The sequence below is a fragment of the Bacillus mexicanus genome, from assembly GCF_050445615.1.
Taxonomy (GTDB): Bacteria; Bacillota; Bacilli; order Bacillales; family Bacillaceae; genus Bacillus; species Bacillus mexicanus.
In genome coordinates this window covers 147,262-170,673 of sequence record NZ_JBCEYV010000001.1, presented here as the reverse complement: position 1 = coordinate 170,673, position 23,412 = coordinate 147,262, and the positions used below count along the sequence as shown (strand labels likewise).

Sequence of the window (23,412 nt, the reverse complement as noted above, 5' to 3'; positions counted from 1 at the left end):
CCTTTCTATTTTTGAAGCCGGTATAGCGCCTCATTCCATTTTAATTCGTGCTTCAGCTTGTGAACTGTCGTATCACGGGAAATAAGCACGCTTTCGATCCCCGCCATTTCTGCCCAATCAAGCATTTGCTCCGCGGTCAGTTCATAAGACAAGCAGGTGTGATGTGCGCCGCCGGCTAAAATCCATGCCTCTGCCGCTGTTTTCAGTGACGGCTCCGGCTTCCAGAGAACACGGGCCACAGGCAGATTCGGCATTTCTTTTTCAATTTCCTGTCCGTTAACCTCATTCAAAACAAGGCGGAAACGCCCCCCGATATCAACGAGGCTTGCTTGAATGGCTGAACCGCTGATGCCGTTAAATACAAAACGCGCAGGATCCTCTTTACCACCGATTGAAAGCGGATGAACTTCAATTTTAGGCTGATCCAATGCGACAGTCGGACACACTTCAAGCATGTGCGAGCCCAGAATCATTTCATTTCCCGGTTCAAAATGATACGTATAATCCTCCATAAAGGATGTCCTTTTTCCTTCAGCCATGATTTTCATTATCCGTACAAGAGCTGCGGTCTTCCAATCTCCCTCACCTGCGAACCCGTAACCTTTCTCCATCAAGCGCTGTACGGCAAGTCCCGGCAGCTGTTTCATTCCGTGCAGCACTTCAAACGATGTTGTAAAAGCTGTGTAACCTCCTTGTTCCAGAAAAGCGGTTAAGCCAAGTTCAATTTTCGCTTGTTCTTTAATGGACGCTGCCTTTACTTCGTCACGTTTTGTCTCCTCACTGATCATATAAAGCCTGTCATACTCCGCATACAGTGTCTCAACCTCGTCGTCCGTAATGCGGTTGATCACTTCTACAAGGTCGCCGATGCCATATCCGTCAACCTGCCAGCCAAATTGAATATGCGCCCCCACCTTATCTCCGTCCGTGACCGCGACGTGACGCATGTTATCTCCGAATCTGGCAACCTTTATATGTCTGCTTTCATTTAATGCAGCCGCCGTATCCATCCACTGGGAAATTTCTTTCTTCACTTCTTCATCATTCCAATAACCGGCAATAACTTTTCGATTCAGACCCATTCTTGAGTTGATATAACCGTACTCACGGTCGCCGTGTGCCGATTGGTTGCTGTTCATAAAGTCCATGTCAATCGTACCCCAAGGAATATCGCGATGATATTGAGTATGCAAGTGCATAAGCGGTTTTTGATAAGAGGAAAGGCCTTCTATCCACATTTTCGCGGGAGAAAATGTGTGCATCCATGTGATAATCCCGGCGCATGTCTCACTGTACTCCGCTTCTCTTAACAGCTGTCTGATGGTTTCCGATGAGGTGACGACGGGCTTATGCGTGATTTTATATCTGGAAGAAATCCCGCTGAGCCCCTCACAAATGCTTTCCGCATGCTGGTCCACCAGTTTTAACGTCTCTTCCCCGTATAGGTGCTGGCTTCCTGTTACAAACCAGAATTCAAAATCTTTTGCCTGAAGCATGTTAACTGCCCCTTTCCTATTAGATAAAACGCTTTCAATTTCAGCAAAAAGATACGTATCAATAATAAAATATAAGTCTATAATAATTAATTTGTACGAACAATTCCATTATAGTAATTGACTATTTTACTGTCAATCTTTTCTTTTTTTAAAAAGACGGGGCCTAGCCCGGCTTTTGGACGGCAAGCTCGAGCTCCGATACAAATCATTGATGACAAGCTTCGAAATGCCGTTATCCTTGGCATCATAAAGCATGACGAACAAGGATTTTTTCCGTTCAATATTCTGGCCGCCAGAACCTTTCCATTGGTCATTGCCAAAATCTAAAATGGTGTCTCCGCTTTCCAGCATGCTTTTCCGGTCTTATCAAGATAAGGGCCTGTCATGCTTCTAGATCTTCCGCAAACAATTTTGTACGTGTTGTTTGCTCTGTCACAGGATTTTTTAAATGAAACATTCATTGGACAGACAAAAAAAGAACCCGCCTTCATTAGGCGGATTCCTCTGTCTCTTTATTGGTACGTAATCTCATCAACCGTTTTCCGGTCTAATTTCTTAATGACTTCTGTAATTAATTTGACCGCATTTTCATAATCGTCACGGTGCAACATGGCCGCGTGCGTATGAATGTAGCGGGTTGCAATAGTGATAGACAGCGCCGGCACACCATTTGCCGTTAAATGGATGGATCCCGAGTCTGTTCCGCCCCCTGCAATGGCATCAAATTGGTATGGAATGCCTGCTTCTTCTGCGGTAGCAACAACGGCATCGCGCAACCCTTTGTGAGAGACCATAGATGCATCGTAAATGATAATCTGCGGGCCTTTGCCCATTTTGCTTTGTGCTTCCTTCTCGGAAATGCCCGGCGTGTCTCCTGCTATTCCGACATCAACACCAAATGCAATATCAGGCTGAATAGTATGTGCAGCCGTTTTCGCTCCCCTTAGACCGACTTCCTCTTGCACGGTTCCGACGCCGTATACAATGTTTGGATGATCTGTGTTTTGTAAGTTTCTTAACACATCAATCGCAATCGCACAGCCGATGCGGTTGTCCCAAGCCTTCGCCAGTAAGAATTTTTCATTATTCATGACCGTAAATTCAAAATGGGGAACGATCATGTCTCCCGGGAGCACACCCCATTCCAAGGCTTCATCTCGGCTTGAAGCACCAATATCAATAAACATCTCTTTTATCTCTATTGATTTTTTTCTCGCTTCAGGAGATAAAATATGCGGCGGCTTAGAGCCGATAACCCCTGTGATTTCGCCTTTTTTCGTTACAATAGTGACACGCTGGGCCAGCATGACCTGCGCCCACCAGCCGCCGACGGTTTGGAAACGGATGAAGCCTTTATCAGTGATTTGTGTCACCATAAAACCGACTTCGTCCAAATGCCCGGCAATCATAATTTTCGGCCCGTTTTCCGCACCTGTTTTTTTGGCAATTAAACTGCCCAGCCGATCTGTTGTCACCTCATCAGCAAATGGTTCTATGTATGATTTCATCACTTGCCTTACTTCTCTCTCATTGCCCGGTATGCCTTTTGCATCTGTTAAATCTTTCAGCATGGTCAATGTTTCATCTAATTTTGCCATGTTCCAAAACCTCCTTCATCAGTCCTATCTTCTTATTATACAAAACCTGGCGCTAACCATACGACTATTTCACTTGAAAATCGGGTATATGTTTAAAAAAAGTGAAACTTTTTTCTATGCTCTTCGTATTACATCAGATCACCACAATAAGGGAGGTGCCTTCACACAATGTTTGCCTTGGCTTTAAGGATCATATTCCTTGCACTTTTTGCTTATTGTATTTATGCCGTAGTCAAATATGCCGCAAACCCAAAGAGAAGGCTGAAGCTGGCCCAATCAAAAGAAGATTTTTATATGATCGATGAACAGAACAACGCCCGTAAGAACTTTCAACTAACGTATAAAGGCGTGCTTTTTGAAGGAGAAAAACATATTCCTTCCAAAGATCATCCGCTGTTTATCCATACTATCTTTGTCTGGACAGAATCTCCTGAGAAGCTGAAGCGTTTCTCTGCAAAAGATTTTGAGAACATCGAAGAAAAAGTGCTGGAACGTTATCCAAATTGTAAGATTGACTGGGACCAGCCCATTAAACTCGCAAAAAAAGCAGAAGAGCGCTAAAGCGCTTTTCTGCTTTTTATAAATCAAACGGGCTGTAATACACGCCGATCAAAATCGCTTCAATTATCAAAAGAAGCGGCACTCCGTACTTAAAAGACGCGTGCTTCGTTTTATGTCGGAAGGTTTGCATGCCAAGCCAGACACCGAGCGCGCCAAAGACGATCGTTATCAGCCAGAGCCGTTCTTCAGAAATTCTCCATTTGTGCTGCTGCGCTTTTCGTTTATCAGCGCCCATCACCCAAAAACCGCACAAATTTATCAGCACCAGATAGACAGCAATAATCATGTGGCCTCATCCTTTATATAAAAAAGCCGCTCTGCTGGAGAGCGGCCCTGTATGATTACTTGTTTAATTGAGCTTTAGCAGCATCAGCAAGCTGATTGAATGCAGTAAGATCGTTTACAGCAAGATCAGCAAGCATTTTACGGTTTACTTCGATACCAGAAAGCTTAAGACCGTGCATTAAACGGCTGTAAGAAAGACCGTTCATACGAGCAGCTGCGTTGATACGAGTGATCCAAAGCTTACGGAAATCACGTTTTTTCTGACGACGGTCACGGAAAGCGTAGTTTCCAGATTTCATGACCTGCTGGTTTGCTACTTTGTATAATCTATGTTTTGAACCGAAATAACCTTTTGCTAATTTAAGAACCTTTTTACGACGCTGACGCGACACAGTTCCGCCTTTTACTCTTGGCATAAAATTTCCCTCCTAATTGTTCCTTGTCCGATTACTTGATGTTAGCAAGCTGTTGTTTGATGCGTTTGAAGTCTCCTGCGCTTACAACAGCACTCTTGCGAAGCTTACGCTTTTGCTTTTGAGATTTGTTGGCGAATAAGTGACTTGTATATGCGTGAGAACGTTTTAACTTCCCAGAACCTGTCTTTTTAAAACGTTTAGCAGATCCGCGGTGAGTTTTCATTTTTGGCATGGGATTTCCTCCTTATTGCTTTTCGTTTTTCGGCGCGAGCATTAAGAACATGCTGCGGCCGTCCATTTTTGGTTTTGTTTCGACAGTCGCAACGTCAGCACATGCTTCAGAAAAACGGTCTAACACACGCTGGCCGATTTCTTTATGAGTGATTGCGCGTCCTTTAAAGCGGATAGAAGCTTTTACTTTATCGCCTTTTTCAAGGAATTTAATCGCATTTCGCAATTTCGTATTAAAGTCATGCTCATCGATTGTCGGACTTAATCTAACTTCTTTTAAGTTAATGATTTTTTGATTTTTGCGTGCTTCTTTGTCCTTTTTCTGCTGCTCGAATCTGAACTTACCGTAGTCCATAATGCGGCATACAGGCGGTTTTGCATTCGCTGCAACTAACACAAGGTCAAGATTTGCGCGGCCGGCGATTTCAAGTGCTTCCTGACGGGACTTGATTCCAAGCTGGTCGCCATTTTGTCCGATTAAACGGACCTCACGTGCACGGATACCCTCATTAACCAATTGATCTTTGCTAATAATGAGCCACCTCCATAGTTTCTTCGAATTGATTCACAACTCATTTTGACTGCATTCTGCAGGCAAACAAAAAGTGTGGGCGTTATAAAACACCCACACTACGAACATCTGTATCAATAAAAATGTACGGTCAACCTGCCAACTACATGCATGTGTCAATCAGGTGAGAAGCGGGTGCTTCTGCTTGTGATTTATATTCAATTCAATAACTATTCTACACAATACCGGACTTTTAGTCAAGAATGACTTATCCGGAACAACTTTTATATTGTAACATGGGTTTTCTAGGAGCGCAAGAGCGCAAAAGAAAATCTTTCAGCCTGTTCACTGAATAAGATCGATTCAGCGAGCAGTATCTCATATCCGCTCCTTGAAATAAGCTGATTTTCTGTTCACACACCCAGCAGCTGAATTCAGTCATGACCGGAGAGGAACACCTAAAGAACCAGTCATCTCTCCCCCATCCTTCTCATTATGATCACGGTTTCCTATTTAGATATATCGATCCGTAATACGCACGAAAAAGCCAAGGCTCGCAGGCCTTGGCTTATCCTCCGATCAGCTGGATGAACAAAGGGATGACTAAAACCGTCACCACGCCCACTACGACAACCGCAATACTTGCCATCGCAGCTTCAACTTCCCCCATCTCAATTCCGACAGCTACACCGAGTGCATGTCCGGACGTTCCGAGGGCCAATCCTTTAGAAATCGGATTTTTCACTTTAAACACCTTCAAGAATAATGCTCCTAGCGCATAAACAATAACAGCGTTAAAAATGACCGCAAAGGCTGTTATGTCACTGATGCCTCCGATGTCTTTTGAGAGCGGAAGCGCAATTGCCGTTGTAGCCGCCTGCGGAAGCATGCTTTTCATAACTGCCGCATCGAGGTGAATACCTTTTGCAAGCAAATAAACAATCGTGACTGAGCAGATAGAGCCGACAATAATGGAGGACATGATTTGCCACCAATATTTTTTCAGCTTTTCTCTTTGTTTGTATAACGGAATAGCAAAGGCGATTGTCGCAGGCTCAAGGAAAAACTTAATGATTTCCCCCCCGTTATGATAGTCCGCGTAGGAAAAACCGCCAATTTTCAAAAATGCGATCCCAAGCACCATGGCAACAAACAGAGGAGTGAAAAGGAAAAAGCCTTTCGTTTTCTTAAATAAAAAGGTGCCGATACCGAACGCTGCAAGCGATACGACAATACCGAAATAAGGACTCATTGTGCTTTCCATCTGATGAACCTCCTGTTTCCTTAATGATGAGCGAGTTCTTTATTGCTCTGCGGGTTTTGCGCTGTTTTTGTTTTCATGTCCGCTGGGGTCTCGCGTTTTCTGCTCAGCGAAAGAATCAGCTGTGAAAACAATCCCGTAGCCCCCAGCAAAATGATCGTGGCGAGCAGAATGACAAGAACAATTTGCAGGCCGTATTGCTGCATGACGCCAAGTGAATTCATAACAGATATACCAGACGGGACAAATAAAAATCCGATCAGAGAGGTTAAAGACGTTCCGAGTGTTTCTACTTGTTCCAGTTTAATGACTTTCAAGCATAATAGGAGAAATAATAGAACCAGCCCTACAACCGATGCCGGAATAGGTATCGGGACAATAGCGGCAATCATATTTGAAACCAGCATAATGACGGCAAAAATAAATGCTTGTGTTAAAAACCCGTACACTTTTTTAGCACTCATTTTCTTCACCTCTTTCTCTTTTGTTCCCTCATTATAAATAAGAATCTCTCCTTATGAAGCGCTTTCAAGATAACATGCCGAATAGCGGCACTGAGTTGCAGAATCAAATGGCTGAAATGCAAAAAGCCGCCCATCAAATATGAAGCAGCTTTTTCAATTCCTTCGCATATGTCCGGCTGACCGGTATTTTTGATCCGTCTTTCATGATCAGGTTGTATGTTGAATTAAACCACGGCTGAATTTCTTTAATATATTCGGTATTGACCACAAAGCTCCGGTGGACGCGGATAAAATCAGCATCAGGCAGCTTTTTCTCAATCACAACGAGCGTATCGCTGACCGTGTAAGCTGTATCAAAAGTTTTTACATTCACATGACGATCTTCCGTTCCGGCATAGATAATGTCCTTCGTATCTACGATTACAATTGATTCTCCGATAGACAATGCGAGTTTATGCTGGCCGGTGTGGCTGCTCTGATCTGCTTCACCATTATCCCGATTCCCTTTTTTATATTTTTTCAGCGTTTGCTGAATTCTTTCCTCATCGAAAGGCTTTGTTAAATAATCAAGCGCATCCACCTCAAACGCTTTGAGCGCATATTGATCATACGCTGTCGCAAACACAACAGCAGGAGGATGCTTCATTTTCTTCAATCGCTTTGCAATATCAAAACCGTTTTCTCCGGATAAATCAATGTCTAAAAATAGAAGATCAGGCTTTTGATCCATCATTTGGTCAAAAGCAGATTCAATATTTTCCGCTTCAGTAAGCTCTATTTCCTCATTAGTTCGCTTGAGCAAGTAAGCCAGTTCATCCCTTGCCAGCACCTCATCATCAACGATTAACACCCTGAGCATGTTCTTCACCTTCTTTCATTTGTTTCATTGGCACTTGAAAGGACACCTCTGTCCCTTTATCAACTTCACTCCTGAGATGAAGCGCAGCCTGCTGCCCGAATAAACCGATCAGCCGCTGATTCAGATTATAAAGCGCTGTACCGGTTCCCTCTTTAGACGGAAATGGTTTCTTTCCTAGCTCCGGCAGAACATTCGACGGAATTCCCCATCCGTTATCCGTCACCTTCATATAGACGGATGTATCATCAGATTGAACACAAACCGTAACTTTGCACTTGTCTTGTTTTTTCGGAAACGCGTGCCGAAGCGCGTTCTCCACAAGCACCTGCAAAACAAACGGCGGGATTTCGATATGCTCCAGTCGTCTGTCGATGTTGAACTCAATCTTATATTTCCCGGGAAAACGCGCCTGTTCTAATGACAAATAGGCGTGAAGATGGTTCATCTCCTTTGAGAGCGGTATCAGCAGCTGTCTCGCTCCTTGAAGGTTTGAACGAAAATAAACACTGAGCTGTATTAAGAGCTTACGGGTTTTTTCCACATCCGTGCGGCATAACGCAGAAATCGTGTTGATCGCATTAAATAAAAAGTGCGGATTCACCTGTGCTTGAAGCGCCTTGATTTCAGCATCCTTGAGAAGCTTGCTTTGCAGCTCTGCTTCCCCAAGCTCAAGCTGTGTTGAAAACAGCATGGCCAGTCCTTCAGCAAGCTCCTCCTCTACTTGGTTCAGGCCTGCCGGGCTTTTAAAGTACATTTTTAAGGTGCCGATTGTTTTGCCGTTTGATGTCAGCGGCAGGACAATCGCCGCGTGCAAAGGACATTCCGCATGCGTGCATTCTATCTCTTCCTGGGACGCCGCCTTCATGATTCTCCCTGTTTTAATCACCTTTTTGGACAATCCGGTGATCAGACTTTTTGATGGAATGTGATGATCTATTCCCGCGCCGACATGCGCAAGGATCCTCTCTTTGTCAGTGAGAGATACCGCATCTGTTCCCGTCAGCTTATGGATAATAGCCGCCACACTTTTACAGGAGTTTTCATTGAGACCTTGGCGAAAAAATGGAAGCGTCTGGTCAGCAATCGTCAGCACTCGGTGTGTTTCAAGCGCTCTTGCCTGCTCTTCCTTGCGAATGATCGCTTGAATAATGGACAGAAACACAAAACTGCCTGTTCCATTGATGAGTATCATTGGAATTCCAATCATACTGACAAGCTCCCAAGCATGATGAAGCGGTTTCGCCATCAGCAAAATAATCACCATCTGCAGGGACTCCATGCCGATTCCCACAAGAGCGGCAACGCGCGGTGTCGGCATTCGGTAGCGCTTCGTAAAATATCTGCCGATCAAACCTGCAAGAATACCTGCTAAAACGGATGATACCGCACAGCTGAAGGCCGTGCTGCCGCCGAGCGAAAAACGATGCAGCCCCGCCAGTATACCAATTCCCGCCCCTACATACGGGCCTCCGAGAAGCCCCCCTATTTCCACCCCTAAAATACGGGTATTCGCGATTGAGCCTGATGGATCTATGGCAAACACCCAGTCATTGTTTACAATCATATTTTTTTGGATTTCAATGCCTGTATAGTTGCTGATCATGCTGAAAAGAGAGAAAATAGAAATTAAAACCGCTTTTCCTTTATAGCCGTCCTGCTGTAGTGCTTGTCTGAAAAGCTTCGTATGGGCAAGTATGAACCCCAATATAACGATAATTCCTACCCTCTCAAGCATCATAATCATTAAATGGATCATACATGTCACCTGTTCTTTCCGCTTTCATTCTAGCATGTTTTCGATTCACAGCTGACTGTTTTTTTAAAATCATCTGAAAACATATTTCGCAAGGCTTTCATCTATTGTAAAATAAAACGTGAGCTTTTTGACAGAAAGATTTGAATCTGAAGCAGAGGAGAAGATCATGAAAGCCGTATTTTTTGATTTAGACGATACACTACTTTGGGACGAAAAAAGCGTCAGAACTACATTTGCAGCAACTTGTTTACAGGCAGAAAAAAAATATGGCCTTGATCCGCGGGCATTCGAAGAAGCTGTTCGTAAAGCGGCAAGAGAATTGTATATGTCATATGAGACGTATCCATACACAGTGATGATCGGCATAAATCCGTTTGAAGGACTGTGGTCCAATTTCTCAGAACCGATCAGTGAAGGCTTTCAAAAGCTGAACAAGATTGTGCCGGAGTATAGAAAAAACGCATGGACAAACGGACTGAGGGCACTTGGCATAGATGATCCCGCATACGGCGAATACTTAGGCGCGTTTTTTGCGGAAGAGCGCAGAAAGCGCCCGTTTGTATATGAGGAAACATTCGCTGTGCTTGATCAGCTAAAAGGCAGATATGAATTGCTGCTTTTGACAAACGGCGATCCGAGCCTGCAAAAGGAAAAGCTCGCCGGCGTGCCGGAACTCGCCCCTTATTTCAATGAAATCGTCATTTCTGGCGCTTTCGGCAAAGGCAAACCCGATGTTACCATTTTTGAACACTGCCTTCAGCTGCTGAATATTGAAAAAGAACATGCAATCATGGTCGGCGATAATTTGAACACTGATATTTTAGGCGCTTCAAAAGCTGGAATCACAACCGTTTGGATCAACCGTACGGATAAGAAAAATGAAACCGATGTGACGCCAGATTACATCATTAGCAGCCTTCATGATTTGTTTCCTATATTAGAGAAATAAAAAAAGCATGATCTCTTCAATGAGATCATGCTTTTTTATGTTATTTTTTCGCCTCGGCTACTGCCTTTTTCACAAAATCATCAAGTGAAATGGTTTCAGAGTTTTGCTCTCCGTACTTACGGACATTTACCGCGCCGTTTTCTGCTTCTTGATCACCGACCACAAGCATGTACGGGATTTTTTGCATTTGCGCTTCACGGATTTTGTAGCCAATTTTTTCATCACGGCTGTCAAGTTCTACGCGCAGACCTTCACGCTGCAGGCGTTCCTGAACTTTTTTCGCATAGTCTAAATGCACAGTCGGAGAAACCGGGATGACTTGGAATTGAACCGGTGCAAGCCATGTTGGCAGTGCGCCTTTATGTTCTTCAATTAAGAAGGCAACAAAGCGTTCCATTGTTGATACGACACCTCTGTGAATTACAACAGGACGGTGCTGCTTGCCGTCTTCGCCGATATAAGTCAGATCGAAACGTTCAGGCAATAAGAAGTCGAGCTGGACTGTAGACAATGTTTCTTCTTTGCCGATGGCTGTTTTTACCTGAACATCAAGTTTAGGGCCGTAGAATGCCGCCTCACCTTCTGCTTCGTAATAGTCATGGCCGATTTCGTCCATTGCCGCTTTCAGCATAGATTGCGCTTTGTTCCACATTTCATCGTCATCAAAATATTTCTCTGTATCTTCTGGATCACGGTAAGACAGGCGGAATGTGTAATCACTTAGACCGAAATCTTCGTATACATCTTGGATTAAACGGACTGTACGGATAAACTCATCCTTAATTTGATCCGGGCGCACAAAGATGTGTGCATCATTTAACGTCATTCCACGCACACGTTGAAGTCCTGACAGCGCACCTGACATTTCATAGCGGTGCATCGTTCCAAGTTCCGCAATACGAATTGGAAGTTCACGGTAGCTGTGAATGTCTTGTTTGTAAATCATCATATGGTGCGGGCAGTTCATCGGACGCAATACAAGCGTTTCATTATCCATTTCCATCGGAGGGAACATGCCTTCTTGATAATGATCCCAGTGTCCTGATGTTTCATACAGCTCTTTGCTTCCGAGCACTGGTGTGTATACATGCTCATAGCCGAGGCTGATTTCTTTATCGACAATGTAGCGCTCGATGACGCGGCGGATTGTCGCGCCTTTCGGCAGCCAAAGCGGCAAGCCTTGTCCGACTTTTTGAGAGTTCGCAAACAGTCTTAATTCTTTGCCGAGCTTTCTATGATCGCGTTCTTTCGCTTCTTCAAGCATGCGAAGATGCTCTTCAAGATCAGCTTTTTTGAAGAAAGCTGTGCCGTATACGCGCTGAAGCATTTGATTATTGCTGTCACCGCGCCAGTATGCGCCCGCAAGACTTAAGAGCTTAAACTCTTTTATTTTCCCTGTGGAAGGAACATGCACGCCGCGGCACAGGTCAAAGAATTCGCCCTGCTCATAGATCGAAACGGTTTCTCCTTCAGGGATTGCATCCAACAGTTCAAGCTTCAGGTCGTCGCCGATTTCTGCAAAGCGGGCTTTCGCTTCTTCGCGGCTGACTTCTTTTCGAACGATCGGAAGGTTCGCATTGACGATTTTTTTCATTTCTTTCTCGATCTTCGGCAGGTCCTCCGGCGTGATCGCCTCTTCCATTTCTACATCATAGTAAAAACCGTTTTCGATGACCGGACCGACTCCGAATTTCACATCTTTGTATATGCGTTTAATCGCTTGAGCCAGCAAGTGAGCCGTACTGTGGCGCATAATTTGAAGACCTTCTTCGGAGCCTTCTGTAATGATTTCCACTGTACCGTCTTCATTGATCGGCGTTCTTAAATCGATTTCTATTCCGTTCAGTTTTCCGGCTAATGATTTCTTCTTTAATCCCGGACTGATGGATGCCGCGATATCTTCTGTTGTTGTTCCTTTCGCAAACTCCTTGACTGCTCCATCAGGAAATGTGATTTTCACCATATCTGACATCTAGGTCACTCCTTTTTTTTGCATATAAAAAACCCCGCCCCCTATGAAAGGGACGAGGTTGAATAAACGGAATCGTGGTTCCACCCTTTTTTCCGCTAAGCCAATAACTCCGGCTCCTGCGGCTCTAAGCTCTGTAACGGGAGTTCCCGTCAGCCATTACTGCCCCTTATCGAGGGGTTCACAGCTGAAGTTCAAAGGCGGTAAAGCGAATGGTCCTTAGCTAGGAAGCTTGCAGCCTGGGCTTCCCTCTCTTTGAGCCGGTATCATTCCTTCGTGTCCTTATCAATACGTGTGTCTTTCTTAATCTTCTATGTATTATAAATTGTTCATTCCAAAAAATCAACACGATCACATTTTCTTTTTTCAAACCGACAGCCTTATATTTACAGGCTGCCGGCTCTTATCCTTCTGAGTGCTTCACAGGTATGTCTGCGTCTGAAAAAGTGTGGAGTGGAAGCATTTCCATTCGCTCGAGAAATATATTTTGAATGGTTCTTGCCATCAGATGCTCCGGCTGATCGGTATAAAGAACCACTTCATCAGGCGCAATGGATATCAGAGGCGCGAGCAAATGAGAATCAATATACATAGGATGATCCCGGACGAATCGCCTGTCTATGTATTTCATTTTTTCCCGTTCCGGCATATAGCGCAGCTCCCATAAGGTAAAGGAACCATCATGGACAATATGCACCTTTTTGATTCGCGGCTGTTTGGCCATTACATAGTCTCTGAGTGTTTGAATAAAGTTTTGATATTCCTGTTCTATCTTATATTCATCTATCGCCGCTTCCGTGATGTCTCTCAGCTGCTTGTAGTATTGTCCAAGCCGGAAGGTCTGAAAGGAACGAATGGAAAATACGCCTTCCTCTAAACCGATCGTTTGAAGTTCACTCAAAATAGCTTGTTTCCGCGAAAGCTTTAGCGGCTCAATCGCGTCCGCCTCTCCTTCAATTATACTGTGTGCGAGCTGCAGGATCTGCTGCTGTTCATCATTGTCTGTGAAACAATATGTTTCCTCAATCAATGACAGCATATGCTCGTCTTCTTTGCACTCCAAAAAAAACTCGACCAGAATCGGCTCCATAAAACGCTGAATAGAGAAAGCCGGCTGCGCTTTTTCAATCTCAATTTTTCGCATGCCTTCCCGGACAATGATATTGTGCCGATCGTCCGAATGCTGAATGAGATGTAAAAAAGCGGCTGCATCATGGTCATCTTCGAAGATTATTTCAAGCATGTTTGTCCCCCCTTACGGCATCTGTTACAAGTATATGGGGGATGTTTTTAAAATAGACGTAAAGGTCATTGGCAAATCTTAATTTGATTCTTGAAACAAGCTTTTCATTTTCTTTTTGAAGATAAACGGCAGTGAAATAAAAACGATATACAAAAAGAGCACCATAAAAAAGGCAGGCAAATTGCCTGACAAAAAGCTCGCCCCCAGCACATTAAGCGCGATGGTCCCTGGGATGATCCCCGCAGCCGTCGCCGCAAAATAGGACAGCGCTTTGACATTAGAAAGGCCCGCCGCATAACTGACGAAATCAAAATTGATCGGCAGGATTCTTAAAAGAAAGATATAAAAAAAGCCGTGATCCTCCATTTGCTTCTGAATGGCTTCCAGCTTTTCGTACTGGCCATTCTTTTTCGCGACAAATAGACCTGCTGCAAAAAACGATACAGCAGCAGCGCACATCGATCCGAACAACGTATAAAGCGTACCGAGGAGCGGACCAAACGCAAGGCCGCCCGCTACAGAAATAACAGACACTGGAAATAAAACAAGCGGCCTGACGACGGATATTCCGATAAACATCAGAGGAGCAAAAACCCCAAAAGACAATACCCAAACTCTGATCTCTTTCGGCGATACATTCAAATACCTTTTATTTCCCCAAAAGATTAAACCAACAATAGCCAGCAACGCCAGCCATTTAAGAACGTTTTTTCGTTTCATATCTTCAGTTCCTTCCCCTTTGAACCGCAGCAATTACGGATGGCGGCGGTTTTCGCCATCAAGGCGGATCGGAGCAGCCAAATATAATATCCGTTCCATTAATCTTGCCGCTTTCACCTCTTCCTTTTCTCCTCTTTGTGAATACGTAAAATGATGCTTCAGTTCGTCAGGTGAGAAGTTAGAAGAAAAGAAAGTCGGCAGCTGCTGGGACATTCTGTGCTGAAGCACTGTTCCGATGACTTCATCTCTTACCCAGCTCGTCATTGATTCCGCTCCGAGGTCATCGAGCATCAATACTGGTGTCGTTTTAACCATATTAAGCTTCTCCTCCAATGAATGGTCTTGAAGCGAGTTCTTGAGCTCTCTCACAAATTCGGGCACATAAACGATCATGGAAGAATACTCTTTTTCCGCCAGCTCATTGGCAATCGCAGCGAGCATAAACGTTTTTCCTACTCCGAATTTTCCGTATAAATACAGTCCTTTCCCTTTTCCCGTCTCATTATAGCTTTTCAAAAAATCTGTAACATGCTGGAACATCGCAAGCCTGCTCGGATCATTGATATCAACCTGCTGGAATGTTGCTCCGAGAAGGTCCTTTTGGATATACATGCTTTTCATAAGGGACTTTTGTTTTTTCTGCTGGTCGAGTTTTCGTTTGACCGGACATTCAAAATACTCAATATCAATAGCGCGGCCATTGACAACAAGCTTCGGATGGTAGCCCTCAAGCAGGTTATTGCAATCTTCATCTTCCGAACAATAGGAGCAATTCTTGCTTTGCCCGATATATTCATAGAGCTTATTTAGGCTCTTTTCGATCATTTTTTGGTCAATTATCTCTTCGTTTTCCTTCAAAAATACCTGAACATCTTGATCATTCATGACTTTTTCTTTCATTTGTTCAAGGCGTTTTTGGAAATCCGGCCTGCCGGTTACGCCCTGCAAGGAACGGCCGATTGGTTCCATCTATTGCTTCACCCCGCATCTCTGTCATTAATAGGCAGAGTATTTTTTCAGTTTTTCCATTTCTTCCATCATCTTTTTCTTCTGTTCTTCCAAATCCTTCGGCTGCAGCTTCTGCTGTTTGGATTCTGAATCGGACGCTGTCTCCTTTTCCTTCATCCAGTCAGGAAGCTTTTCTTCGCGGATCACTTTTTTGTTCCGTTTCGAAGGCTGATTTGCTTTTCCTTCAGCCCATTCAAGGTATTGGCGGTTTTCTTCTATTGCAAGTTTCATCGCTTCTCTGACCGTTTTCACCTTTTTGCGCGCCCAATGCGAAGCGATTTTTTGGATATAGTTTTTCGACAACTTCATATCGGTTTTCAGCATGACGTAATAAATTAACACATTTGTAACGCCTGGTTCGAGCTTCTGTTCAAACATAATGTCTTCTATGATTTTCATATCAGCTTTTGACGGCTCTGTTCCGTCGGCAATATCCTGTAAAAGTTTCTTTGGAGAAATCGCTTCAAGCAATGCAATCAGCTTCCCGTCCAGCGAATCCTCTTCGGCCGGCTTTTCGCCTTCACGCAGATGCACCGGCTGTGTTTTTTCCACTAAGTCAGGCAGCTTTCCGTTTCTTTCGATTTGATACCAGTCGCTGGCCGCTTTTCGTAAAGCCTCCGTCGTAATAGCGTCACGCTCATCAATCGCACTCATAACGACATTTTGCATTTGCAAAGGATCTATGCCATACAAATAGGAAAGCTTTTTGATTGTGTCCCGCACTTGCTGGGTCATCGCTTTTCTCGGAATCATCGTCTCAGAAAGTCCCGCTAAAAACAAATCAAAATCAAACACATCTTCGGTTATCGTGTAGGACGAAGCCTCGCCGACAGAGGTATACTCTGTACCTTGCGCAAGCCTTACCGTTTCCTCCATATCAGATGTGAGCTTCCATTCACTCGGCTGCAGCGATTCAAATGCATGATTAAATGGACGAGTAATGTCCTTCGCATCTTCTGCAATGGCCGGGTGCGTGAAAAATTGTTTTAATTGCTGATATTTTGTTTTCCCAACTCTATTGTACAGAAAAACATTCAACATTCCGTCTTCAAAAAAATCATTTGGCCTGAGCGGCGGAAGGAGTTCATATATAAAGAGGCGCTCCTGCCGCTCGGATTCTTTCATATATACTTTTAGCAATCCGATGCCCTCGAGCTTCCCCTGTTCCTGATGGAGCGTTTTTAAGTTGGACTGTGTCATCCCCATCAGCTGTCTATGTGTGGACTCTCCGCCCCACAGACGGTTTTGTTCAAGCTCTCCCCACAATGTCATATAAAGAGAGAATGCAACAGGTCCGATTAAGGGCTGATACAGCTGTGTAATAATTTGTCTGTCTATATCTTGCAGCATCGATCTGCTTTTGACCACATACGGATCTACAGGCAGTACATCTTTCCAATAGTCAGCCATACATTCTCAAACCTTCCGAATTTGTTTCTACCTTTCATTTTACACCGTTTCTCATATCTATCAAATGCCAATTTTGCACATGAGAAAAGAGCTAGAAGAATCCTCTTAGCTCTTTTAACGTTCTTTTTTTATTAAGTCTTTTAATTCGTCGATAAAAACGTTTATATCTTTAAACTGCCGATAAACGGACGCAAACCGTACATATGCGACTTCATCAATCTTTGCCAGCCGGTCCATTACCATTTCTCCGACGAGCTCGCTTTTCACCTCGGAACAGCCTTGATTGCGAAGTTCTTTTTCAATATCAAAGCACACGTCTTCAAGCGTTTTGAGTGACACAGGCCTTTTTTCACATGCTTTTATGAGGCCGCGTAGCATTTTTTCTCTGCTGAATTCTTCGCGCACACCTTCTTTTTTCACGACGATGAGCGGGGTTTCCTCCACTTTTTCAAAGGTCGTAAACCGGTAGTGGCAGGATTCACACTCGCGTCTTCGGCGAATCGATTTTCCATCATCCACAGGCCGGGAATCAAGGACTCGCGTTCCGTTATGCTGGCATGAAGGACATTTCAATAAAATCAGCTCCCAACTATTTCGTTCCCTACAATGTATTTTCGGCAGCCTCCGCCTTTTAACATAAATGTGACAGCATCTGTCGGGAGAGCCGTTGTGTAAAGCTGTATGTACAGCATCAGGTGGTTTGTGAAAATCTCTTTCTTATTTTACAAAAAAAATGAAAAAAGAAAAAGCTGACCGCCTTGTTTCTTTATAAAAATAAAAGGAGCATAAGCTAAAAGCGCGTAATGGCTTTCTAGCTTCAGCTCCCTTTGTGTTCGTGTTTACTATAGTACTTTCGCTTGCGCCTGTTTAATTTGCACAGGCCCCATTCCTCTTGGTATTTCAATGTTTTCTCTTGTATCAGCATGTAATGCCTCTGCAATATGGTCAGCAGCAACATTAGGATCTAAATCTCCACAAGTATAAACATCAATGCTCGCATATCCGTGCTCAGGAAAACTGTGAATTGTTAAGTGTGATTCAGAAATAATCACAACTCCGCTTACGCCCTGCGGTGCAAATTTGTGAAATGCAACCTCGCGCACCTCAGCTCCTGATTTTAGAGCAGCATTTACAAACGTTTTTTCAATAAAATCCATGTCATTCAGCTTATCAAAATCGCATCCCCATAGCTCGGAGATAACGTGACGCCCCATTGTTTCCATAGTCATGGACCCCCCTTAACAAGAATTAAAAAGTGAAATTCCAACAACTGGGCCGGCCATTTACCACGGGGGAAAGTTAGTCCGGAGAGGTCCTAACCCTTTAAGTAATTCCGAAACAGTCTCAAGCAAGAAGTTCACGAAAAATAGTATACTGTGTTTAAGTCTAATTTGCAAGGTGCGTTTTTTCAGAAATAGGCTGTTAAGGGTTTTTTCTGCAAAATGCGTCCATGACCTTATTTTATACAGCAGATGGATATTTCATTCGTGCAGCTACATAACGAATCAGATCAACAACTCTGCATGAATAGCCCCATTCGTTGTCATACCATGCGAGCACCTTTACTTTTCTGTCTTCCATTACCATTGTCGTCAGCCCGTCAATGACCGCTGAATGCGAATTTGTATTATAGTCAGTTGAAACGAGCGGTTCATCTGAATAATCAAGAACACCATACATTGAGGTTTTGGCAGCCCGTTTAAATGCTTCGTTTACCTCTTTTGCCGTTACACCTGTTTTTAGGTCGACAACAAGGTCAACCAATGAGACATTCGGAACAGGGACGCGCAAGGCAAGACCGTGGAGCTTTCCTTCCAGATGCGGCATCACGAGCGATAGCGCTTTTGCAGCTCCTGTTGTCGTCGGAATGATGGATTCCCCGCACGCCCGTGCCCGGCGCAAATCTTTATGCGGATTATCAATATTTTTTTGGTCATTCGTATATGCGTGAACTGTGGTCATCAGCCCGCTTTCAATGCCGAATTCTTCATCCAGCACTTTGACAACAGGCGCAAGGCAGTTTGTCGTACATGACGCATTTGAAATAATGACATGGCGGTCAGCGTCGAACTGTCCCTCATTGACTCCCATCACAATGGTAACGTCTTCATTTTTCCCCGGAGCAGTCAGAATGACTCTTTTCGCGCCTGCTTCTATATGGCCCATTGCTTTATCTTTTGAATTAAACTTTCCTGTAGCTTCGACGACAATGTCAACATCATATTCCCGCCAAGGCAGCTGTTTGGGATCACGGCTGTTTAATAAAAGCACTTTCTTTCCGTTCACAATCAGGCTGCCCTCATCAGCAACAACCTCTTCGTCATACCTGCCGTGAATTGTGTCATACTTTATTAAATGAGCCAGCGTTTCTGCGGAATAACTGGCATTAATGGCCACTATTTGAATTTGATCGTCTAACATCGCTTTTCTAAAAACCATTCTCCCAATTCTTCCAAACCCATTGATCGCTATTTTTACCATCATGTTGGACACCCCTTATCAATATGTCATTCTAATTTGCTTTTATACGAAATTAGTATAACACATTAGAGAAAAATCGCCAGTACATATTGAAAAAAATCTCCGATTCTAACGCTAACTTTATGAGACATCATCGTTTTTTGGCACAGTTATTAGGCGCAAAAAAACAAAAAGCAGCCAGCGCTCTGCACTGACTGCCCTTTTTTACAATTCCTGTTTCAGCTTATCATTAAGTACGCTTTCTTCTAACACAGAAAATGTATCTCCGTACACTCTGTTAATATGATTCGCTCCCCAATCACACAGCATATTTAAAATCCCTTCTAAGCTGCGGCCGTATTCACTGAGTTCGTATTCCACTTTGGGAGGAACCTGATTGTACACAATCCGGTTAATGACACCGTCCGCTTCCAGCTCACGCAGCTGCTGGGTCAGCATTTTTTGTGTGATATTAGGCATCAGGCGCTTTAATTCACTCGTGCGTTTCTTCCCATGGGTCAGATGGCATAAAATGACGCATTTCCATTTCCCGCCGATCACTTCAAGAGTCGCTTCAACAGAAATGTTATATTTTTTCTTTTCCATACAGTCCATTCTCCTTACAGGCACTAAAAAGTGGCTATAGCACTTTCAAGTACGTACTTTTCTTTTTTAATGATATCTTTCATAATCACATTTGCCGGCTGATTTGAATCTGCTCTTTTATTTATATAGCTTACTCGGCAGAATTTCAATCATACAACACATCACAAAGGAGGGAACATGATGACTTCAGCCAATAAAAGCAGCCTTCCTGCACTTCTGGCACTGGCTATAAGTGCATTCGCTATAGGGACAACCGAATTTATCAGCGTCGGCCTTTTGCCGTTAATTTCTGATGATCTGGACATTCCTGTTACAACAGCAGGTTTGACTGTTTCCCTTTATGCGCTTGGCGTTACAGTCGGAGCGCCTATCTTAACTTCATTGACCTCAAGCATGTCACGTAAGACACTATTGCTGTGGATCATGTTGATTTTTATTGTTGGGAATACGATGGCTGCTACTGCCACAAGCATCGGGATTTTATTAGCAGCACGTGTGATATCCGCTTTTTCACACGGTATATTTATGTCGATCGGTTCAACGATCGCAGCGGATATTGTCCCTGAGAATAAACGAGCAAGCGCGATTTCGATTATGTTTACAGGGCTTACCGTGGCAACTGTAACCGGAGTTCCTTTCGGCACGTTTATCGGCCAGCAGCTCGGCTGGCGTTTTGCCTTTATGGTCATTATCGCTGTCGGAATCATTGCTTTCATTGCAAATGGCATTCTTGTCCCGTCGAATTTACGAAAAGGGACGAAAACGACAATGCGGGATCAATTGAAGCTTGTGACAAACAGCCGGTTATTGCTTTTATTTGTCATTACAGCGCTTGGGTATGGAGGAACATTCGTTGTATTTACGTATTTGTCTCCCCTGCTTCAGGAAGTAACAGGCTTCAAATCCGGCACTGTAGCAGTGATCCTGCTCGGATACGGAATTGCCATCGCAATCGGCAATATGATTGGCGGAAAGCTGTCAAACCGAAATCCGATTGCCGCTTTATTCTATATGTTTATCGTACAGGCAATTGTTCTGTTTGTACTCACATTTACGGCTCCCTATCAAACAGCAGGCCTTATCACCATTCTCTTTATGGGTTTGTTAGCCTTTATGAACGTGCCCGGCCTTCAGGTGTATGTCGTCATGCTGGCTGAGCGTTTTGTTCCGAGTGCTGTTGATATCGCATCTGCGATGAATATCGCGGCCTTTAATGCAGGAATTGCGCTCGGCTCATATCTTGGAGGTGTGATCACCGATTCAATCGGACTGATTCATACTGCTTGGATAGGCGGGTTAATGGTAGTCGCTGCAGTCATCTTGACGGGCTGGAGCCGCTTGATGGAAAAACAGGATCAACAGGCATCCTGACAATTTTAAATGTAAAGGAGAAAATAAATATGACAACACATTTACAAGCAACAGCAACTCTTCATAACGGGGTAAACATGCCACGGTTCGGCCTTGGCGTCTTCCAAGTGGAAGAAGGATCTGAATTGGTAAACGCAGTTAAAGCTGCTATTGTTCACGGATACCGCAGTATTGATACTGCCGCTATTTACGGAAATGAAGCTGGAGTCGGAGAAGGACTACGGAAAGGCATTGAAGAAGCAGGGATCTCAAGAGAGCACCTGTTTATTACATCAAAAGTATGGAATGCTGATTTAGGCTACGAGGAAACAATTGCTGCATTTGAAACAAGCCTGTCAAAACTCGGTTTGGAGTATTTAGATCTCTACCTTATCCACTGGCCTGTAGAAGGAAAATATAAAGAAGCCTGGAGAGCCCTTGAAGCACTGTATAAGGAAGGCCGTATTAAAGCGATCGGCGTGAGCAACTTCCAAATCCATCATCTTGAAGACTTGATGACAGCTGCTGAAATCAAACCTATGATCAACCAAGTTGAACTTCACCCCCGTCTTACACAAAAAGAGCTGATGGCATATTGCAAAAAACAAGGCATCCAAATGGAAGCTTGGTCACCTTTAATGCAGGGACAGCTGCTGGATCACCCTGTATTGACAGACATTGCGCAAACCTATAACAAATCTGTCGCGCAAATTATTTTGCGTTGGGATCTGCAGCATGGCATCATTACGATCCCTAAATCAACGAAGGAACATCGCATTAAAGAAAACGCGAGCGTATTTGACTTTGAGCTAACACAGGATGACATGAACCGAATCGATGCCCTGAATGAAAACCTGCGCGTCGGTCCTGATCCGGACAACTTTGATTTTTAATGAGAAAACACCGTTCGCTACGAACGGTGTTTTTGTCTTATGCCCAGCGGCTGATGATGTCATCAAGCTGCTGTTTAGTCTCTTCAAGCGTGCCGCTGTTGTCGATGACTTGATCTGCTCTTGCTGTTTTTTCCTCTAAAGGCAGTTGAGAGCGGATACGGCTGAGCGCGTCTTCTTCCGTCAGCTGATTGCGCTTCATCAGACGCTCCAGCTGAAGCTCCTTTGTCACACTGACCACAATAATTTTATCAACTAAAGATTCTAATTTACTTTCGAACAGAAGCGGGATATCCAGTACAACAAACGCCTCCTGATTCGCAATCGCTTCATCACGGCGCTTCAGCATTTCCCGCCTGACTGCGGGGTGAACAATGGCATTTAAAGCAAGTCGCTTTTGTTCATTTGTAAATACCAGTGCACCGAGCTTTTTTCGATCTATATCGCCATTGGGGAGCAGAATGTCTTGACCGAATTCGTCAATGATTTGCTGGTAGGCCGGCATCCCTTTTTCTACCGCTTGTTTGGCAATGATATCTGCATCGATAACGATTATTCTTTTTTCAATCAGCATATTGGCGACCGTGCTTTTGCCGCTCGCTATTCCACCCGTTAAACCAATGACCAAGGTCAAGAGATTCACTCCTTTTTACAATTTCCAGAGCCCGATCGTGATCAGCAAAATCCCCGGCAAAAACGCCATTTTATCAATCCATTTCCATTTTGACAGAATATGTCCGGCATTGATTCCGATCGATACAAACAGAGAGCTCATGATGGCCACGGAGATACTCATCACAATTGGTGAAAAACCGAGAATGGCTGCGCCTATCCCTGCTCCAAAGGCATCAATTGATAAGGCAACCCCCAATAACAATGCCTCAACTCCATTGATCACACCCGATTTGTCGATATCAGCACACATCGGTTTTCTTAAAATATGAATCACAATTCCTAATGACCGAACCTCTAAATTAAGCAGCGTTTTTTCATGCAATAAGTATTCTTTGTCTTTTTCCGGTTTGAAAAATTGATACAAAACCCACGCTCCAATTCCGACCAATATCAAACCGCCAAGCTTCTCTGTCACATATACAGGAAAAAACTTTGTCAGAAAGCTTCCGATCAGCATGGATATAAACATGACAACACCGGAACAGCAGGCGATAATCACAATCGCTTTAAACGGTATTTTCATTTTTCTCAATCCGTACGTAAATCCGACTGAAAAACTGTCCAAGCTGACAGCCAACGCCAGCAGCAGTATAGAAACCATTTGCATACCCGTTTCTTCCTTTCTGTTGGTGCTCTTATATAGACAAAAAATGCCCGGGATTCATCACCATCATATATATGGCAAAGTGAAAAA

General features: G+C 43.9%; 25 protein-coding genes, 1 pseudogene and 1 other annotated feature. Of the genes and pseudogenes, 4 read left to right on the top strand and 22 right to left on the bottom strand.

The features are described 5' to 3' along the window. Positions 1–5: 5 nt before the first annotated feature. The 3 genes and pseudogenes from araA to AAGG74_RS00960 all read right to left on the bottom strand — a co-directional run bounded on the left by araA (position 6) and on the right by AAGG74_RS00960 (position 3,094). The gene (gene araA / locus AAGG74_RS00970) at positions 6–1,496 is read right to left on the bottom strand and encodes an L-arabinose isomerase (RefSeq protein ID WP_429674276.1); all 1,491 of its coding nucleotides are present in this window, start codon (positions 1,494–1,496) and stop codon (positions 6–8) included. A gap of 132 nt (positions 1,497–1,628) precedes the next feature. Continuing rightward, positions 1,629–1,951: pseudogene (locus tag AAGG74_RS00965) on the bottom strand (hypothetical protein); the annotation flags it as partial. Positions 1,952–2,008: 57 nt separating this feature from the next. Further along, on the bottom strand, positions 2,009–3,094 hold the full coding sequence (locus AAGG74_RS00960) for a M42 family metallopeptidase (protein WP_162101057.1): 1,086 nt from the start codon (positions 3,092–3,094) through the stop codon (positions 2,009–2,011). A gap of 168 nt (positions 3,095–3,262) precedes the next feature. Between AAGG74_RS00960 and AAGG74_RS00955 the strand changes: the two genes are divergently transcribed. Next, entirely contained in the window at positions 3,263–3,655 is a 393-nt protein-coding gene (locus AAGG74_RS00955; protein ID WP_429674275.1) for a sigma-w pathway protein ysdB, read from the top strand. Between the two features lie 16 nt (positions 3,656–3,671). Here AAGG74_RS00955 and AAGG74_RS00950 read toward each other — a convergent pair whose 3' ends face one another. The 8 genes from AAGG74_RS00950 to AAGG74_RS00915 form a co-directional block, all read right to left on the bottom strand. After that, on the bottom strand, positions 3,672–3,941 hold the full coding sequence (locus AAGG74_RS00950; protein WP_429674274.1) for a DUF1294 domain-containing protein: 270 nt from the start codon (positions 3,939–3,941) through the stop codon (positions 3,672–3,674). A 55-nt stretch (positions 3,942–3,996) separates the two neighbouring features. Beyond that, positions 3,997–4,356 (bottom strand): 50S ribosomal protein L20, encoded by a 360-nt coding sequence (gene rplT / locus AAGG74_RS00945; protein ID WP_162101060.1) that lies wholly within the window; start codon positions 4,354–4,356, stop codon positions 3,997–3,999. 31 nt (positions 4,357–4,387) lie between these two features. Continuing rightward, positions 4,388–4,588 (bottom strand): 50S ribosomal protein L35, encoded by a 201-nt coding sequence (gene rpmI / locus AAGG74_RS00940; RefSeq protein WP_003184267.1) that lies wholly within the window; start codon positions 4,586–4,588, stop codon positions 4,388–4,390. Between the two features lie 12 nt (positions 4,589–4,600). Further along, positions 4,601–5,122 (bottom strand): translation initiation factor IF-3, encoded by a 522-nt coding sequence (gene infC, locus AAGG74_RS00935; RefSeq protein ID WP_082022621.1) that lies wholly within the window; start codon positions 5,120–5,122, stop codon positions 4,601–4,603. 58 nt (positions 5,123–5,180) lie between these two features. Then, positions 5,181–5,311: a sequence feature (ribosomal protein L20 leader region), on the bottom strand. Positions 5,312–5,666: 355 nt separating this feature from the next. Further along, positions 5,667–6,362: an antiholin-like protein LrgB gene (gene lrgB / locus AAGG74_RS00930; RefSeq protein WP_429674273.1), complete on the bottom strand. Its 696-nt coding sequence runs from the start codon at positions 6,360–6,362 to the stop codon at positions 5,667–5,669. A 20-nt stretch (positions 6,363–6,382) separates the two neighbouring features. Then, positions 6,383–6,823: an antiholin-like murein hydrolase modulator LrgA gene (gene lrgA, locus AAGG74_RS00925; protein WP_429674272.1), complete on the bottom strand. Its 441-nt coding sequence runs from the start codon at positions 6,821–6,823 to the stop codon at positions 6,383–6,385. A gap of 133 nt (positions 6,824–6,956) precedes the next feature. After that, on the bottom strand, positions 6,957–7,682 hold the full coding sequence (locus AAGG74_RS00920; RefSeq protein ID WP_429674271.1) for a LytR/AlgR family response regulator transcription factor: 726 nt from the start codon (positions 7,680–7,682) through the stop codon (positions 6,957–6,959). Then, positions 7,660–9,438 carry a LytS/YhcK type 5TM receptor domain-containing protein gene (locus AAGG74_RS00915; protein ID WP_429674270.1) on the bottom strand — a complete coding sequence of 593 codons (1,779 nt, stop codon included), beginning with the start codon at positions 9,436–9,438 and terminating at the stop codon, positions 7,660–7,662. The genes AAGG74_RS00920 and AAGG74_RS00915 overlap by 23 nt, the downstream gene beginning before the upstream one ends. A gap of 166 nt (positions 9,439–9,604) precedes the next feature. Here AAGG74_RS00915 and AAGG74_RS00910 point away from each other — a divergent pair, with 166 nt between their 5' ends. After that, the gene (locus AAGG74_RS00910) at positions 9,605–10,387 is read left to right on the top strand and encodes an HAD family hydrolase (protein ID WP_429674268.1); all 783 of its coding nucleotides are present in this window, start codon (positions 9,605–9,607) and stop codon (positions 10,385–10,387) included. A gap of 40 nt (positions 10,388–10,427) precedes the next feature. Here the strand turns inward: AAGG74_RS00910 and thrS are convergent, their stop codons facing one another. The 9 genes from thrS to AAGG74_RS00865 form a co-directional block, all read right to left on the bottom strand. After that, complete coding sequence (thrS, locus tag AAGG74_RS00905) at positions 10,428–12,359, bottom strand: threonine--tRNA ligase (protein ID WP_429674267.1); 1,932 nt, start codon at positions 12,357–12,359, stop codon at positions 10,428–10,430. A gap of 400 nt (positions 12,360–12,759) precedes the next feature. Further along, the gene (gene ytxC, locus AAGG74_RS00900) at positions 12,760–13,599 is read right to left on the bottom strand and encodes a putative sporulation protein YtxC (RefSeq protein WP_429674266.1); all 840 of its coding nucleotides are present in this window, start codon (positions 13,597–13,599) and stop codon (positions 12,760–12,762) included. 78 nt (positions 13,600–13,677) lie between these two features. After that, positions 13,678–14,319 carry a TVP38/TMEM64 family protein gene (locus AAGG74_RS00895; protein WP_162101068.1) on the bottom strand — a complete coding sequence of 214 codons (642 nt, stop codon included), beginning with the start codon at positions 14,317–14,319 and terminating at the stop codon, positions 13,678–13,680. A gap of 33 nt (positions 14,320–14,352) precedes the next feature. Beyond that, entirely contained in the window at positions 14,353–15,288 is a 936-nt protein-coding gene (dnaI, locus tag AAGG74_RS00890) for a primosomal protein DnaI (protein WP_162101069.1), read from the bottom strand. Between the two features lie 27 nt (positions 15,289–15,315). Next, a complete protein-coding gene (gene dnaB, locus AAGG74_RS00885; RefSeq protein ID WP_429674265.1) occupies positions 15,316–16,737 on the bottom strand; it encodes a replicative helicase loading/DNA remodeling protein DnaB in 1,422 nt (473 codons plus the stop codon). Between the two features lie 114 nt (positions 16,738–16,851). Further along, on the bottom strand, positions 16,852–17,310 hold the full coding sequence (gene nrdR, locus AAGG74_RS00880) for a transcriptional regulator NrdR (protein ID WP_162101071.1): 459 nt from the start codon (positions 17,308–17,310) through the stop codon (positions 16,852–16,854). A gap of 269 nt (positions 17,311–17,579) precedes the next feature. Further along, on the bottom strand, positions 17,580–17,960 hold the full coding sequence (gene speD, locus AAGG74_RS00875; protein ID WP_162101072.1) for an adenosylmethionine decarboxylase: 381 nt from the start codon (positions 17,958–17,960) through the stop codon (positions 17,580–17,582). A gap of 238 nt (positions 17,961–18,198) precedes the next feature. Then, positions 18,199–19,221, bottom strand: coding sequence for a glyceraldehyde-3-phosphate dehydrogenase (locus AAGG74_RS00870; RefSeq protein ID WP_429674264.1), 1,023 nt, complete (start codon positions 19,219–19,221; stop codon positions 18,199–18,201). A gap of 201 nt (positions 19,222–19,422) precedes the next feature. Next, a complete protein-coding gene (locus AAGG74_RS00865) occupies positions 19,423–19,803 on the bottom strand; it encodes a winged helix-turn-helix transcriptional regulator (RefSeq protein WP_162101074.1) in 381 nt (126 codons plus the stop codon). A 180-nt stretch (positions 19,804–19,983) separates the two neighbouring features. Here AAGG74_RS00865 and AAGG74_RS00860 point away from each other — a divergent pair, with 180 nt between their 5' ends. Together AAGG74_RS00860 and ytbE are read left to right on the top strand one after the other, a co-directional pair. After that, complete coding sequence (locus AAGG74_RS00860; protein WP_429674263.1) at positions 19,984–21,174, top strand: MFS transporter; 1,191 nt, start codon at positions 19,984–19,986, stop codon at positions 21,172–21,174. Positions 21,175–21,203: 29 nt separating this feature from the next. Next, on the top strand, positions 21,204–22,046 hold the full coding sequence (ytbE, locus tag AAGG74_RS00855; protein ID WP_429674262.1) for an aldo/keto reductase YtbE: 843 nt from the start codon (positions 21,204–21,206) through the stop codon (positions 22,044–22,046). Positions 22,047–22,083: 37 nt separating this feature from the next. On the opposite strand, the gene coaE is transcribed toward ytbE, so the two are convergent. After that, positions 22,084–22,677 carry a dephospho-CoA kinase gene (gene coaE, locus AAGG74_RS00850; RefSeq protein ID WP_429674261.1) on the bottom strand — a complete coding sequence of 198 codons (594 nt, stop codon included), beginning with the start codon at positions 22,675–22,677 and terminating at the stop codon, positions 22,084–22,086. A gap of 15 nt (positions 22,678–22,692) precedes the next feature. Next, positions 22,693–23,370: a sporulation membrane protein YtaF gene (gene ytaF, locus AAGG74_RS00845; protein WP_225493884.1), complete on the bottom strand. Its 678-nt coding sequence runs from the start codon at positions 23,368–23,370 to the stop codon at positions 22,693–22,695. Between the last annotated feature and the right edge of the window lie 42 nt (positions 23,371–23,412).

Excerpts from the sequence above, each read along its gene's own strand:
- lrgB (WP_429674273.1), bottom strand. The coding sequence starts at position 6,362 with ATGGAAAGCACAATGAGTCCTTATTTCGGTATTGTCGTATCGCTTGCA.
- thrS (WP_429674267.1), bottom strand. The coding sequence starts at position 12,359 with ATGTCAGATATGGTGAAAATCACATTTCCTGATGGAGCAGTCAAGGAG.
- lrgA (WP_429674272.1), bottom strand. The coding sequence starts at position 6,823 with ATGAGTGCTAAAAAAGTGTACGGGTTTTTAACACAAGCATTTATTTTT.
- ytxC (WP_429674266.1), bottom strand. The coding sequence starts at position 13,599 with ATGCTTGAAATAATCTTCGAAGATGACCATGATGCAGCCGCTTTTTTA.
- AAGG74_RS00870 (WP_429674264.1), bottom strand. The coding sequence starts at position 19,221 with ATGATGGTAAAAATAGCGATCAATGGGTTTGGAAGAATTGGGAGAATG.
- rpmI (WP_003184267.1), bottom strand. The coding sequence starts at position 4,588 with ATGCCAAAAATGAAAACTCACCGCGGATCTGCTAAACGTTTTAAAAAG.
- araA (WP_429674276.1), bottom strand. The coding sequence starts at position 1,496 with ATGCTTCAGGCAAAAGATTTTGAATTCTGGTTTGTAACAGGAAGCCAG.
- speD (WP_162101072.1), bottom strand. The coding sequence starts at position 17,960 with ATGGAAACAATGGGGCGTCACGTTATCTCCGAGCTATGGGGATGCGAT.
- AAGG74_RS00960 (WP_162101057.1), bottom strand. The coding sequence starts at position 3,094 with ATGGCAAAATTAGATGAAACATTGACCATGCTGAAAGATTTAACAGAT.
- AAGG74_RS00955 (WP_429674275.1), top strand. The coding sequence starts at position 3,263 with ATGTTTGCCTTGGCTTTAAGGATCATATTCCTTGCACTTTTTGCTTAT.
- AAGG74_RS00860 (WP_429674263.1), top strand. The coding sequence starts at position 19,984 with ATGACTTCAGCCAATAAAAGCAGCCTTCCTGCACTTCTGGCACTGGCT.
- AAGG74_RS00950 (WP_429674274.1), bottom strand. The coding sequence starts at position 3,941 with ATGATTATTGCTGTCTATCTGGTGCTGATAAATTTGTGCGGTTTTTGG.
- AAGG74_RS00920 (WP_429674271.1), bottom strand. The coding sequence starts at position 7,682 with ATGCTCAGGGTGTTAATCGTTGATGATGAGGTGCTGGCAAGGGATGAA.
- rplT (WP_162101060.1), bottom strand. The coding sequence starts at position 4,356 with ATGCCAAGAGTAAAAGGCGGAACTGTGTCGCGTCAGCGTCGTAAAAAG.
- dnaB (WP_429674265.1), bottom strand. The coding sequence starts at position 16,737 with ATGGCTGACTATTGGAAAGATGTACTGCCTGTAGATCCGTATGTGGTC.
- AAGG74_RS00895 (WP_162101068.1), bottom strand. The coding sequence starts at position 14,319 with ATGAAACGAAAAAACGTTCTTAAATGGCTGGCGTTGCTGGCTATTGTT.
- ytbE (WP_429674262.1), top strand. The coding sequence starts at position 21,204 with ATGACAACACATTTACAAGCAACAGCAACTCTTCATAACGGGGTAAAC.
- AAGG74_RS00910 (WP_429674268.1), top strand. The coding sequence starts at position 9,605 with ATGAAAGCCGTATTTTTTGATTTAGACGATACACTACTTTGGGACGAA.
- dnaI (WP_162101069.1), bottom strand. The coding sequence starts at position 15,288 with ATGGAACCAATCGGCCGTTCCTTGCAGGGCGTAACCGGCAGGCCGGAT.
- AAGG74_RS00915 (WP_429674270.1), bottom strand. The coding sequence starts at position 9,438 with ATGATCCATTTAATGATTATGATGCTTGAGAGGGTAGGAATTATCGTT.
- AAGG74_RS00865 (WP_162101074.1), bottom strand. The coding sequence starts at position 19,803 with ATGGAAAAGAAAAAATATAACATTTCTGTTGAAGCGACTCTTGAAGTG.